Here is a 13,448-nt window from a genome sequence, read left to right as displayed (position 1 = left end):
ACGCCTGGTGGAACGAAACGCCCCTCGCCCGCACACGTACGTCCCGCCTGGCAGCACTCGACCTTGCGGCATGAGACCAATTGGGCAACAGGGTCATCGACGGCTTCTACAACCCCCGCCGCATCCAGAAACGACTCGGCTACCTCAGCCCGATCGAGTACGAGGAGAAGCACTACGCCGACCAGGCAGCGACCGAACAAGTGAACCTGAAACCACGTCAACCCGCCCTGACCAGCTAGTCAGCCACTCCCGCACTGCGGGGGAACCACAAGGAGAAGCACTACGCCGACCAGGCAGCGGCCGACCCAGTGAACCTGAAATGGCGTCAACCCGCCCTGACCAGCCAGTCAACCATTCCCGCGCAGCGGGGGGACCTCAACCGTCTGGGCCAAGTATGTCCTGCTCGCGTCCCGGTGACGTGGGGGGCAGCTGATCTGGGCGTTCTGTCCGAACGGCCGCCGGGCGCAGCGCCTGTTCAGCCTTCCCGGCCTGTGGGACCTGCCTGACGCGTGCTGACGGCATGGTGTCCGCTGGCTGGGTCTGATTCACCACTGTCGATCGGCTTTCACCCCGGCCTCCTGTGCCCCGAACCAGTGCTCTGGCCCGGGGTGCAGCTGCGCCTCCCCCGCCGGGACATCCCGCTCCGGGAGCCTGTGCCTATGACCGAAATCTTTGAGCACGCCCCGCAGATCTGGAATGCCGCGCAGCTTCGGGAAGCTTTGAAGGACCTTCCCGACGACGCGCCCATCCATATCGGTGTCGCAGAGGACCCCGGCGACTTCGACGGATACCGCGAGGGTGTTCTCGTGGACGCTCACCGGGTCGAGAACTGGTGGCCGGCCACTGCCACCGAACCGGAGCGCACCGAGACCGAGGAAGCGCTGACGCTGTTCGTCGACTGGGAGCCGGGTGCGTACGACCGCCTCGAGTGAACGAGACGTATTCCTGATCAGGTATGCGTGTCTGCGTCGGGCGTTACCCCGTGTCCGGGTTTGTGCCAGGCAGATCTCCAGAACGGGGGATCTTCGCTCCGAGCGGTGGTGGAGGGCTGTGGCGGACGAGGCTTGTCCTGTTGAAGGACGGTCACGGCTTCTTCGATGCGGCCGAGGTCGATGAGGTACCCGGCCAGGTCGTGGCTGTTTGCGGGGGCGTGGGGGCGCAGGACGGCGACGGCCTCCTCGGTGCGTCCGGCGCCGGCGAGCAGCTCGGCGATGTGCGGTGCCGCGTACCAGGGGGTGCCCCCGGGATGGGCTTGGGCATGTTCCAACGCTTCATTGATCCGGTCGCAGGCGGCCATCAGCGGAAGTCGTATCCAGAAGAGGTCCCACGTCTCCTCGCCCCCGCGGGCGGTAGCGAGGGCGTCGAGGTGCGCCAGGCCGTCCTCGGGGCGGCCCTGGTTGGTGTAGAGAGTGCAGAGCACGTGGACGATCCAGTCCTCGGCGCCGCCAGGAGCGTCGGGCAGTGCGCGCATCACCTGCACCGCTTCCTCGCCCCGGTCGTGGCGTGCCAGGAATTGTGCAAGATCCACTGCCGCGTTTCCCGGGCGGAAGGACGCATCTCTGACCTGGCGGCACGCGGCAATCGCGCCCTCCACATCGTCGCGTTCCTCGAGCAGCTCTGCCAGGCGCCGCGCAGCGATGCCGAGAGGCTCAGTCGTCGCGTACGCATGCAGTTCTTCGATGCGGTTCTGCCGGGCCGGCAGGTCGGCCAACTGGTCCCGGTTGTTGAGTGAGGTCTTGTCCCGGGTGCGCAGCAGCGCGATGGCCTCGTCGACGCGACTCTGGCGTTCACGGATCGTGGCGAGGAGTCCGATCGCCATGTCGGGGTCGAGGCCACGGCAGCGCCACGGCCTGTCGCACCGGTGCTTGTCCGGGATCTGGGCCGCGAGCAGCTCCGCCGCCTCGTCGTCCCGGCCGGCGCCGTCCGCGACGTCGACCAGGGCCGCGGCGTTGATCCAGTCCTGAACGTGCGGCCGCAGCAGGCTGAATGCTTCGTCGCCCCGGCCGTGCCGGGCGAGCAGCCGCGCCGTCGGCGGTGGCGTTGACCGGGTCGAGCATCTCGACGAACGGCGCCGTGCGCGGGTCGTCGAGGGGGTGACGGAGCGTCGCGACGTTGAACTGGGCGAGACGGGCGGCGTGCTGAGATGCGGTCCTCCCTCATCGGCGTCCAGTCACTTCAAGTACGGTGGCACGCCTGAAGCCGACGTGCTCCTGGGCAAGGCCGCGTGGTCCCGCATCCTGGACGTGCTCGGCGGCAAAGACCGACTGGATCAGCATATCCAGGGCACTCGGCCGCTACCGTGACCTCTTGCTCCCCGCGACAGCTGACCTCCATCGGCTCGCGTACGACAACGGGAGGCGGCACCCGGTACGGCCCGGAACACCGCCCCGGGCCGCCCCCCGGACGGGCGCCCGCTGCAGAGCACCGTGTGCCGGACCCGGGTGGCTTGCCGAACATGGCCCCGCAGGCAGCAGACACGGCCCCGCATCTGCCCTCGGAGCCCTTCCCTGACGGGCCGGCATGCGTGTTCTGTGGGTCCGATCCACAGCTGTATCGCTGACGCCGAAGGGCACCCCGTTGCCATACCACGGTCCACAGCCCGCAAAGCAGATACGCCGGCACCCCAGCCGGACGACCGCGCCAGGACAGACCGCGATGACGCCCGTGGGACTGATGGCGCTCCAGGCCAGTTCCGGCAACGCCGCAGTCGTCCAGATGCTCCGCCAGGCCGGCCATCCGTGGGCTCAGCCCGAGGAGCACCAGCACACCGCCGAACGCTGCCACCAACGAATCGGACAAAACACGCCCGCCGTGCAGCGCTCCGCCGTCCACGACGTCCTGCGCACCCCTGGCCGCCCCCTCGACGACACCACCCGCACCGACATGGAAGCCCGCCTCGGCGCCGACTTCTCCGATGTCCGCATCCACACCGACAGCATGGCGAAGGCCTCCGCCGCCGGAGTCGGTGCCCGCGCGTACACGAGCGGCAACCACATCGTCATCGGCGACAACGGCACAGACAAACACACCCTCGCCCACGAACTCACCCACGTCGTCCAGCAGCGCCAGGGACCGGTGGCCGGGACTGCCCGGGGTGACGGGCTACGCGTCAGCGACCCTTCCGACCGGTTCGAGCAGGAGGCGGAGGCGACGGCCAACCGCGCCATGTCCGTGTCCGCTCCTCACGCCGGGCCGGCCTCGGAACCGGCCCCGGAGCAGCAGCCGGCGGCCGGGGACGGGGTGGTCCAACGCGCTCTGGACAGGGGGAACATCGACAGGTGGAGGGAGAAGCTGGGACTGGCGAGCGCACCCATGGTGGTCGAGGTGCCCGCGCACATGTCCGCGGAAACTCCGTTCTCCCAGTATCCGGCGGACTGCCGCGTGAACCTCACCCCCGAGGTCGCGGCCTTGAACGTGAATACGGTCACCGGCATGGCCGGCGCCGATGCCGGACAGATCGTTTCCGCGGCCGGCGGTGGAGCCTACCTTGAGCAGTATCGGATTTTGCTGGTCAACCATGAGGTGACGGGTGACTACACGAAGAATCAGACGATCATGCACGAGCTCGGCCACCAGAAGCAGCAGGAGGGGGGTATCGACATCAACCAGACGAGAAATAGCAAGGCACTGGTCGAGTACCACAACATCATCTGCAATGAAAACATGCTGACCCACGCTGAGGACAACCAGGCGAAGCCCCGCTTCTTCTATTCGGGGAGAGGCGACCATTCACTCTCCACGGACACGAGGGCCAAGATGACGGCGGCCGGCTGGGCGCCCGTCCCCAACATGTGGAACCTCATGCAGCGGCATGTGAGTGAGCTGGCGAATGACAACGAGAAGAGGCTGCTGCAGGAGATCACGACAGCACTGGACAGCGAAGAAAATGCTGCCCGCTACGGTGAGAAATCAGGGAACAAGTTGTCCAAGAGCTACAAGGATTCGATCAAGGCCAACGTTGCGGGGCTCTACTTCACCGGGAAGTACGCAGGGCCTTCGGAGACGTATTGATCCAAAACGACTTGGGTTCGGACGCGTTGATGGTGTGTGACACCGCTGCGGCCCAGCGCTTCTTCCGCAGGCTGCTGAAGAAGACCCGCACGGAGCCACGGGTGATCGTCACCGACAAGCTGCGCTCCTACGGCGCGGCCCACCGAGAAGTCGTCAAGAACGTCCTGGACAAGATCAACACGCGGCTGCAACTGCGCAACCGGGCCCACGCGGTGGGCTACGCATGACGCAACGGGCTGATCTGACACCTGCGCTGACGTCGTACGGGAAACAGGCACTGCCCGAAAGCACACCGGGCGCCTCCCCCGGGTAGGGCCCCGCAGCCCTGCCGTGCCGCGCACGGCTGGTGCAGGGTGGCGGGGGCGATCCGGATGGGTGCATCGGGATGCCGCACCAGACTACGAAGGGGACCGTGATGGGAACGGCTGACCTCGGCGGCCGGCACCGGCTGGGGAGACTCGGAACGTCGTTTCTGCTGTTGCTCCCGCTGCTCGGGGTGACGGCGGCCTCCGGACAGGGCGGCGCCGAATCCGCCCCGCGGGCGGCCGATGCCACGGACACGCGGGTCGCCTACGCGGGCACCAGGCACCGCAGCCTCGGCATGGTCGCTTCCACCACCTCCAGCACACCACTGTTCGGTGACGGCCCCACCCACAACGACGTCCAGCCGGCCGCCCTCGGGGACCAGATGGTCTTCGCGAGCCGCCGCGACGAGAAGAACCCACAGGTGTACCTGCGCTCCGCGGACGGTTCGGTACGCCGTCTGACCAGCGGCCGGGACGTGGCGCACCCCCGGCTGACGCCGGACGGCCAGGCCGTGGTGTTCGACTCGGCCGAACCCGGCGGCACGGACGGGGGGACGCAGCGCGACCTGTGGCTGGTACGCACCGACGGCACCGGCCTGACGCGGCTCACCGACACACCCTCCGACGAGAAGTACCCGACGGTCTCCCCCGACGGGCAGCGGCTGGCGTACTCCAGCGACAGCAGTCCGCTGATCGGAGCGCAGATCTACGTACGGCCCCTGAATGGCGGCACCGCCACCCGGATCACCTCCCCGGCCAATGGCAGGGCGTCCGAGCCGGTGTGGAACCCGGTGAACGACGACGAGAACCGGGACTGGATCGCGTACACCGCCACGACCACCGAGAACGGGCGGAGCATGCCCCGGCTGCGGGTGACGCACGCGGCAGGGACCTCTGACGAGCCACTGCTCGGGGGCGCGTACGCACAGTGGCGTGGCCACGGGGCATCGTGGTTGCCCGACGGGGACCAGTTGGTGTTCCTGAGCCCCGAGACCACCTGCACGTGCCGGGGCGACTATGACCACGTGTTCAAGTCGGTGGCGCACTCAAACCATGAGCCCGGACTGGTACTCAACGAGGACCGGGAAGTTCTGTCGCCCACCTGGCGGGGACCGCTCGACGGCGGCGGCGTGGTGGTGGAGCGCACCACGGCGGATGACCCCAACGACGACCCCAACGACGACCTCTCCGGCGCGCACGTGGTGACGCTGCAGGATGCCCGCATGGACGGGTCCGACCCCCGCGATCTGGGTCTGACGATCCTCAACGAGGATCCGGCGGCCGACACCAACACCGATACCGCCAAGGACCCGCTGTTCCAGCCCGCGGCCAAGCACGACCCGTGGACCGAGCGGCAGACCTACACGCCCGACGGCCGCCGGATCGCCGTCACCCGCTTCGAGGACAGTCCCAACGGCCGGATCGAGCGGATCTGGATGGTGGACGCCGACGGCTCCAACGAGGCGCCCATGCCGCTCGCGGGGCGCGACGCGAACGACTGGGACACCGACCCGACGTTCTCCCCGGACGGCAAGTTCCTCGCCTTCACCCGGACCTCGCCGGGCGGCGTCGGGGAGGCCGCGGGCCCTAGCCGTATCCTCATCGCAAACGCGGCCACGGGTGCGATCACCGGCCGGATCACTCCGCCGGCCGGGCAGCTCCAGGGCGAGGACGCCCAGCCCACCTGGTCCTCCGACGGCGCCACCCTGGCCTTCACCCGCAACGCGGTGATCGACGGGAACAGGGGTATCAAGCACATCTGGGCCGTGCCCGTGAACGATCTGAGCCGGCAGCGCGATCTGAGCGCCACGATCTGCCCGGGCGACTGCGCGATTATCGACGACAGCCCGGCGTTCTCCCCGGACGGGCTCAGCCTCGCCTTCAACCGCAAGAGCGAGGGCGGCGCCGTCGACAAACGCAACGGCATCCTCCTGACGTCCCTCTCGGGGGACGACTGCAAGGTGCTTGTGCCCACAGCCGCGCGCGACATCCCCGACGGCTGCCGCACGGAGCTCCCGGACACCTCAGTCACCGGACCGTTCCAGCCACGGGACGCCGCCTGGACAGCCGACGGCAAAGGCCTGGTGGTCAGCTCCCGCACCGAATTCGCCGCCAACAGCCCAGAGAAGCTACGCCTGTTGGACGTCGAGTCCGGCGACCTCACCCCGGTCACCGCGGAACTCCCGGGCCGGCAGAAGGAACCCAGCGTCCAGCAGTCCGTGGACCTCGCGCTCCAGGCGCCCGGCGCCGTCCCGGAGGTCACCGTCGGCAAGACCACCACCATCCGCGTCGACGTGGTGAACAACGGCCCCGCCGCCTCACCGGTCACCAAACTGACCGCCGCGCCGCCGTCCGGCGTGCAGATCACCAAGCTGACGTATCCCGGAGGCCCCTGCGACGCCGCCTCCCTCCAGTGCGACGTCGGCGTGGTCCAACCCGACACGACCGTGCCGGTGACCGTCACCGTCACAGGTGTCATCCCCGGCGACGCGCCGATCGAGTGGTCGGTCACCAGCAGCGTCCTCGATCCGCGGCCCAGCGACAACGCCGGCCGCACCGTGGTGCCGGTCGTCGAGGCCCCGCCCCCGACGACCCCCACGCCCACGCCCCCCACGCCCACGCCCACGCCTTCGACACCCACGCCACCGCCCACGGTGCCCCCGCCTCCGGGTGAGCCGGACGCCGGTCCGGGGCTTCGCCTCACGGCCCAGCCGAACCCCGGCTACGTCGGCGGGCGCGTCGTGGTGACGTACACCGTGCGCAACGGCCGCAACGCGCTGGCGACCGGGCTGCGGCTGCACATCAGCCTGCCCAAGGGCATCCCGAACAACGGGCCGCCGGAGGGCTGCGACAAGTCCTGGGTGTGCGCGCTGCCGGACCTGGACCAGGGTGCGAGCACTGTCGTGCGGGTTGTCCTCAGCCCCGACAAGGCGCTGACCGCCCAGGTCACCGGCAAGCTCACCACCAGCGGGACGGACGCCGACAAGAGCGACAACACCGCCCGGAAGCGGCTGCGCATCCTCCAGCCGCGCATCGTCGCGGTGCCGGAGGTCGGCAAGCCCGGCTTCGTCACCTCGGTGCGCGGCAAGGACTTCCCGCCGGGCGTGCCGGTGCGGTTCACCTGGAAGCCGGGGATCACCGCGGCGGCGGCGCCGACGGTTCCGCTGCCGGACGGCGCCTTCATCGGCCAGCTGCTCATCCTCGCCAAGGATGAGACCGGGCCCCGGATCATCACTGCCAAGGGCCCTGGGTTCTCCCCGGTGACGACCGACTTCCTGGTGGTCAGCGGCAGCGTGCAGCCGCCGGACGAGGTGACCCGCCGGTGATCCACGAGGTCGACGAGGGGCTGCGCCGCCTGCTCGACGAGTCCGGCCTGGAGGTGCCGGGCGTCGAGGTCGTCTTCGACGCCCCCACCCCGGACGGGGCGCAGCGCCCCGGCGGTCTGCGCCGCCGGCGGCCGCCGCCCTCGATGCGGCGGGAGAGGATGTTCCGCCGCGCCTGGTGGGATCCGGCGGACAGCGCACACTCGGCATCCGGCTTGGCGTGGCACACCGGGCAGGAGATCTTCATCAGCCGGTAGTAGGGCACCATGCTCGCGGTCCCCCGCTCGGTGCGCCGGTCTTCCGTGCTGCGGGCCTTCGTGGCCGCCTCGCGTTCCTCGACGATCGGTTCGATCCGCTCGTCGTGGCCGTGCTCGCGCCGGGCCGCCTTGCCGCCCGCCTCACCTCAGGTCACCAGCGGCCTGCGTGTCCCGCGCCCGCACCTCACCCGGGGCCGGACCACGGCGTACCGCAGGACACAGCCCGCCCGGTGCCGGGAAACCCGGCCGCGTTCGGCCGACACGCACCGAAGTTGCGGTCAGGCGGCGGAATACATGTCCGGAACCCGCGCCGATGAAAATCGGACGTCGACGCGAAATCACGCCCCGCATCGGAGCCGCCGACCGAAAGCCGAACAACGGAGTCGACCGCCCCATCTGCGTCCATCTCCGCTCGAAGCCTCCGCGGCCGACCGCTGCAGACAGGGGATCACCATCACCGATGACCACACCTTCTGCGAACAGTGCACATGGACTCCACACCGGAATCACATCATGCTGCACGGATTCGGCCACGAACCATTCGACCGCCATCGTGCGACGGAAAATCCGAAAACGTGGTGCACCAGCTCCTGCCGGCCGTGATCCGTTCCCGGCGCGGCAGCTGCCCGGCCCGTACCGACTGCTCGACGGGGTGGGACGCCGGGACGCCCCCGGGCCTCCCCTCCCCCGGCCGACCGGCCGGTGCCGCGCGAACGGAGCGACCCGCTCGACGGACCGGCCGAACCTCGGGCCGCGGACACCGGACCTGCCGCACGACACCCGGCCCTCTTCTCGACGGCCCACGTGTTTCCGCTGCCGGGCCGCACGGGGTGTACGCCCCTCGACGCGATACAGACGGCGTCTCCTCACGCGCAGACAGGCCACTCTTGTATCGTCCAATTCTTCACAGACCGGGCTCTGGTCACACGCGGCACTCGTACTCACACTCCACGTAGTATTGGCCGCACTCCAACCATGTCTATCGGACTCGGGGGATGTCCATGGAAGAACAGCTGACAACCTTGGCGGCGACGGCTGCGACGACGGTGGTGAACTTGCTGGCCACCGATACCTGGGAGCAGGTGCGGGTGCTGGTTGGACGTCTGTGGCAGCGACACCGTCCGGAGCAAGCAGCGGCCGTAGAAGACGAGTTGGGAATTGCCCGCGAACTGCTCCTCAGCCCGGCTCACGAGGAGGACGGGCGCGACCTCACCGCCACCTGGCGAGTGCGGTTTCGCCAGCTACTCGCCACCGACCAGGCAGCGGCGCGGGCGCTCACCGAACTCGTCGCCGAGCTCACTGCCGGACCACGCGAGGAAGAGGGAGGAAGGGAGCAGGCTCCGCCTCGTACGGAGATGCGGGCGCAGGCCGACGGTGACGCAGAGATCTACCAGGCCGGTCACAACATGACGAACATCAGGTTGTCATGACGCCCCGGCGGGAATCCGGGCAGAGCGCACACGCCGTCGAGCAGATCGCCTGGGCCTCAGGACGCGCCAGCGTGTACCAGTCGGCGGAAAACATGATCGTCGTCAACGGCGGTGTGATCCACCGGCACGAGCACTACCACTCCGGCGGCGAGGAGTACGGCCGGACATCCACCCCCTCGACGGTCGAGGAATGCCCATATCCCGGGCTGCGCCCGTTCCGCATGGACGAGGCCGAGTGGTTCTTCGGCCGGGAGGCTCTCGTCAGCAAAGTCATGGACCGGCTCGAAGATTGCCTGACCGACCGTATCCCGCTGGCCGTCGTCGCGCCCTCCGGTGCGGGCAAGTCGTCGCTGCTGCGCGCTGGGGTGTTGCCAGCACTGGCCAAGGGTCACCTGCCCGGCAGTCGGAGCTGGCCGCAGCTGCTGCTGACCCCCACTGCCGATCCGCCCGCAGCACTCGCCGCGGGTCTCGCCGAGCTCACCGGAGCCGAGGAAACGCTGATCGCAGCGGCGATGGGGGCCGGTCCTGGCACCCTGAGCACGCTACTGCGTGAGCGGCTCGACCTTCCAGCGGGCGGCCGGGTCATGCTCGTCGTCGACCAGTTGGAGGAACTGTTCACGCTGTGTCAGGAGGAGTCCGTACGGCGCTGCTTCGTGGATCTGCTCGCCGGTCTGACCGATGCCACCGGTACCGAGGAGCCGGTGGCCCTGGCCGTCTACGGTCTGCGCGCAGATTTTTACGGATTCTGCGCCGCCTTCCCGCATCTGCGCGATGTTCTGGCGGGCCGTCAGGTCTTTGTCGGTCCGATGACCGACGACGAGGTACGCAGCGCCGTGATCCGACCAGCCCAGCGGGTTGGTCTTTCGCTGGCCAAGGGGCTCGTGGAGGTCATACTTGGTGACCTGCGCAGCATGGGCGGGCAGGACGAGGGCGCGTACGAGGCCAGTCGGCTGCCGCTGCTCGCACACGCGTTGCGGGCCACTTGGCGGGAGCGCAGGGACGACACCCTGACTGTGGACAGCTACCGCGACACCAGAGGCATCGACGGTGCGGTGGCGGCAACCGCCGAGGAGGAGTTCGGGAAGCTGAGCCCGTCCGCGCAAGAGGCGGCACGGCTGCTATTCCTCAGCCTCGTAAGGTTCGGCGAAAGCAGCGAGATGACGCGGCGCCGACGGACCCGCCGTGATCTGTTGCTTGCCGCTGCCGACCCGGAGGCCGTCCCGGACATCGTCGAGCGGTTCACCCGAGCCCGCCTACTCACCCAGGGTGTGGAGCGGGAGCAAAGCACCGTAGAGGTCACCCACGAGGCGCTGCTGTGGGCCTGGCCGCGGCTGCGCCACACCTGGATTGGGGCGGGCAAGGGCGGCTTTGCGGTTCGCCAGGAACTGGAGGAGGCAGCTGTCGCCTGGGAGCGCGACGGACGGAAAGATGTGACGGCCCTGCACCGGGGGGCCAAGCTGGTGGTGGCCCGCACCTGGGCGGCGGGCGCGAGCCCCGAGGATGTCACCCCGCTGGTCACAGACTTCCTGGATGCCTCTGGGCGGCAACAGCGCCGCGCCCAACTACTCAAGCGCGGTGCGGTGGTCGCCGTCACCATGCTGGCGCTGCTCGCCTCGGGGCTGGCGGCGCTCGCGCTCGACCAGACTCGCAACGCCCTGGCGCAACGTGACAACGCGATCTTCGAGCGGGTTACCGCCGAGGCAGACCGGCAACGCGAGACCGACCCCGCGCTCGCCGCGCAGCTCGACCTTGTCGCGTACCGGATGCGGGCGACGTCCGCGCTGCGCACGCGGCTGATGACGGAGGCGGGTTCCGTGCTGTCCACGGCACTTCCGACGCGATTCCCCATCGTGTACTCGGTCGCCTTCGGTCCGCACGACGAACTGGCCACCGGCGCAGCGACGCTGCGGTTCTGGGATGCCTCGGACCCGGCCCAACCGGCTCCGCTGACCTCCCCGCTCAGTGCCGGGAAGGGGGTCAGCGTGCAGCCGGTCGCCTACAGCTCGCGGGGCGATCTACTGGCCCGAGGCGGCTCAGACGGCACCATACAGATGCTGGACGTCTCCGACGCCCGGCATCCGGTGACGCTGTCGGCTCCGGTGCCAGCGTCACCAGGCGCTGTGGTGAGCATGAAGTTCAGCCCCGACAACCGGACGCTGGCGCTCGGCACTGTCGCGGCCGGCAGCTCCACGACCAGCACCGTGCAGCTGTGGAACGTCGCCAATCCGAGAAATCCGCGTCGGCTGAGTACCGTGCTGTCCATTCGGCAACAGGGCGTCTCCTCAGTCGCTTTCAGCCCGGACGGTGCAACGCTGGCCGTCAGCGGTGGCACCGTGGGGGCGACCGGCAACACCTCGCTGTTGCGGCAGTGGAATGTCTCGAACCCGGCCCGCCCGGCCACGCTGGGCGGCGCGGTGAGCGGCCACACGAGCGTCGTCAACCAGGTGACGTTCAGTCCCGTCGGGCACGTGATGGCCAGCGCCGGAAGTGACAACAAGGTACTGGTCTGGGACGTCTCGGACCCGCGTCGACCGAAGGTGATGAAGCAGCTGTCTTTCAACGATTCGGCCAACTCGGTCGCCTTCAGTCCGGACGGCCGCGTACTCGCCACTGGGGACCAGACCGGGAACATCAACCTCTGGAACGTCGGCGCCCCAAGCTTGACCAGAGCCCTCGGTCCCCCACTGCGCGGACACACCAGCAGCGTCAACAGCCTGGCCTTCGACGCCACCGGACACACACTTGCCAGTGGCGGCGGGGACGGGAGGGTACTGCTGTGGCAGCTGCCCCCGACGCTGGCCGTCACGGACGGCGGCCTGCGGGCCAACGTGCTGACGCTTAGCGGCGACGGGCGGCTGCTCGCGGTCTCCTCCGGCCGTCAGGTCACCCTCTGGAATGTCTCCGACCCTGCCCGCCTGATCCGCCTCGGCGCGCTCCCGCCGTTCCCTACGGTCGTGAACGGGCTGGCCTTCAGACCCGGGACGGCCGGTAGAACCGTACTGGCCACCGGCGACTTCGGCGGCAAGGTACGGCTGTGGGACGTGTCTGCGCCAGCCCGCCCGGTGGAGGTCGGCAAGGCGCTGCCAGGGCAGACGAAACCGGTCGGAGCCCTGGCCTTCGACGCCACCGGGCACACGCTGGTCGCGACCTCGTTCAACGTCCAGGGCGGCTATGTCGGCGGGATACGCGCCTGGACCGTCTCGGACTTGGACCGCCCCGCCTCGCTCGGCGACGGCGAGCTACCCGGGCAGCAGCAGCCCACCATAGGTATGGCCGCCGCACCCCGCGGCGGTTATGTCTACACCGGTGACTACTTCATCGGCACAATCGGCGTCTGGCGCACGGGAGAGGGAGCCGTTCCCTCCCTAGCAGGTCAGGTGACCAGCAGCCAGCAGATCTTCGCCCTGGCCGCCAGCCCGCGTTCGCGGCTGATCGCGACGGGAAGCGGGGACAGCAAAGTCCGGCTGTGGGATGTGTCCCGGCCGCAGTCCCCGACCGCCATCGGGGGTCCGCTGCTCACTGGCGGCCTCGTGATGAGCGTCGGGTTCGCCCCGGACAGCGGACTGCTCGCGAGCGGCAACGCTCTCGGACAGATCCGTCTGTGGGACACCTCCGATCCGGCTCACACCTCCGCATACGGGCTGCCGGTCACCGGCCACGGCGGCTCGGTCGACGCCCTGCTGTTCGGCCCTCGCAACGGCCTGCTGATGACCAGTGGCCAGGACGGCACCGTACGGCTCTGGCAGACCGATCCCGCTCGCGCCCGCACGATCCTGTGCGCGTCGACGCAGCGGGCCATGACCCCTGCTCTGTGGAAGAAGTACGTATCACCGGCTCTGCCCTACAACCCGCCCTGTGGCAAATGACACCAGCTACGCGTCCTCGGCGAGTTCCAGCCAGCGGCTCTCCGCCGGACGCGGGAGGTCACCCCCCGGGCGCTCTGCCGGGGGCGCGTGGCAGGCGATCCGCCCGGAGCAGCCGAAGTTCACCGACCGCCGCACCGGCGAGCTGGTGGACCTGCTGTTCACCGCCCGGGCCCGGAAGGTCTCCTCCGCCTGCATCAACAGCACCGTCATCCCGATGCTCTACCGCAAGGCCGGCGTCCCCGCAGCAGACGTCCGC

The 13,448-nt window shown here is 69.3% G+C and carries 9 protein-coding genes and 2 pseudogenes; 8 read left to right on the top strand and 3 right to left on the bottom strand.

The window, feature by feature from the left end; translation table 11 throughout:
• Positions 1–80 precede the first annotated feature (80 nt).
• Complete coding sequence (locus tag ACF08M_RS08465; RefSeq protein ID WP_392184463.1) at positions 81–239, top strand: hypothetical protein; 159 nt, start codon at positions 81–83, stop codon at positions 237–239.
• Between the two features lie 420 nt (positions 240–659).
• Positions 660–932: a DUF6225 family protein gene (locus ACF08M_RS08460; protein ID WP_392184462.1), complete on the top strand. Its 273-nt coding sequence runs from the start codon at positions 660–662 to the stop codon at positions 930–932.
• 17 nt (positions 933–949) lie between these two features.
• Here the strand turns inward: ACF08M_RS08460 and ACF08M_RS08455 are convergent, their stop codons facing one another.
• Positions 950–1,819 (bottom strand): tetratricopeptide repeat protein, encoded by an 870-nt coding sequence (locus tag ACF08M_RS08455; RefSeq protein ID WP_392184461.1) that lies wholly within the window; start codon positions 1,817–1,819, stop codon positions 950–952.
• Positions 1,788–2,078 (bottom strand): annotated as a pseudogene (locus ACF08M_RS08450) (hypothetical protein); the annotation flags it as partial. The pseudogene ACF08M_RS08450 and the gene ACF08M_RS08455, both read right to left, overlap by 32 nt.
• Before the next feature lie 577 nt (positions 2,079–2,655).
• Between ACF08M_RS08450 and ACF08M_RS08445 the strand changes: the two are divergent.
• From ACF08M_RS08445 to ACF08M_RS08420, 6 genes and pseudogenes are all read left to right on the top strand, one after another.
• Positions 2,656–4,011 (top strand): DUF4157 domain-containing protein, encoded by a 1,356-nt coding sequence (locus ACF08M_RS08445; RefSeq protein WP_392184460.1) that lies wholly within the window; start codon positions 2,656–2,658, stop codon positions 4,009–4,011.
• A 38-nt stretch (positions 4,012–4,049) separates the two neighbouring features.
• A pseudogene (locus ACF08M_RS08440) lies at positions 4,050–4,238 on the top strand (DDE-type integrase/transposase/recombinase); the annotation flags it as partial.
• 188 nt (positions 4,239–4,426) lie between these two features.
• Positions 4,427–7,642, top strand: a complete 3,216-nt coding sequence (locus ACF08M_RS08435; protein WP_392184459.1) for a hypothetical protein — start codon at positions 4,427–4,429, stop codon at positions 7,640–7,642.
• On the top strand, positions 7,639–7,896 hold the full coding sequence (locus tag ACF08M_RS08430) for a hypothetical protein (protein WP_392184458.1): 258 nt from the start codon (positions 7,639–7,641) through the stop codon (positions 7,894–7,896). The genes ACF08M_RS08435 and ACF08M_RS08430 overlap by 4 nt, the downstream gene beginning before the upstream one ends.
• A 1,001-nt stretch (positions 7,897–8,897) precedes the next feature.
• The gene (locus ACF08M_RS08425; RefSeq protein WP_392184457.1) at positions 8,898–9,326 is read left to right on the top strand and encodes a hypothetical protein; all 429 of its coding nucleotides are present in this window, start codon (positions 8,898–8,900) and stop codon (positions 9,324–9,326) included.
• Positions 9,323–13,192: a hypothetical protein gene (locus ACF08M_RS08420; protein ID WP_392184456.1), complete on the top strand. Its 3,870-nt coding sequence runs from the start codon at positions 9,323–9,325 to the stop codon at positions 13,190–13,192. The genes ACF08M_RS08425 and ACF08M_RS08420 overlap by 4 nt, the downstream gene beginning before the upstream one ends.
• A 6-nt stretch (positions 13,193–13,198) precedes the next feature.
• Here the strand turns inward: ACF08M_RS08420 and ACF08M_RS08415 are convergent, their stop codons facing one another.
• Positions 13,199–13,402, bottom strand: a complete 204-nt coding sequence (locus ACF08M_RS08415) for a hypothetical protein (protein ID WP_392184455.1) — start codon at positions 13,400–13,402, stop codon at positions 13,199–13,201.
• Positions 13,403–13,448: the final 46 nt, after the last annotated feature.

Source organism: Streptomyces sp. NPDC015032 (assembly GCF_043080425.1).
Taxonomy (GTDB): domain Bacteria; phylum Actinomycetota; class Actinomycetes; order Streptomycetales; family Streptomycetaceae; genus Streptomyces.
The sequence above is the reverse complement of the archived record's forward strand: the minus strand, read 5'-3'. Positions and strand labels throughout refer to the sequence as shown.

What these genes read in the sequence shown, in the direction of transcription:
- ACF08M_RS08460 (WP_392184462.1), top strand. Translation starts at nt 660, where the DNA reads ATGACCGAAATCTTTGAGCACGCCCCGCAGATCTGGAATGCCGCGCAG.
- ACF08M_RS08455 (WP_392184461.1), bottom strand. Translation starts at nt 1,819, where the DNA reads ATGGCGATCGGACTCCTCGCCACGATCCGTGAACGCCAGAGTCGCGTC.
- ACF08M_RS08445 (WP_392184460.1), top strand. Translation starts at nt 2,656, where the DNA reads ATGACGCCCGTGGGACTGATGGCGCTCCAGGCCAGTTCCGGCAACGCC.
- ACF08M_RS08435 (WP_392184459.1), top strand. Translation starts at nt 4,427, where the DNA reads ATGGGAACGGCTGACCTCGGCGGCCGGCACCGGCTGGGGAGACTCGGA.
- ACF08M_RS08425 (WP_392184457.1), top strand. Translation starts at nt 8,898, where the DNA reads ATGGAAGAACAGCTGACAACCTTGGCGGCGACGGCTGCGACGACGGTG.
- ACF08M_RS08420 (WP_392184456.1), top strand. Translation starts at nt 9,323, where the DNA reads ATGACGCCCCGGCGGGAATCCGGGCAGAGCGCACACGCCGTCGAGCAG.
- ACF08M_RS08415 (WP_392184455.1), bottom strand. Translation starts at nt 13,402, where the DNA reads ATGACGGTGCTGTTGATGCAGGCGGAGGAGACCTTCCGGGCCCGGGCG.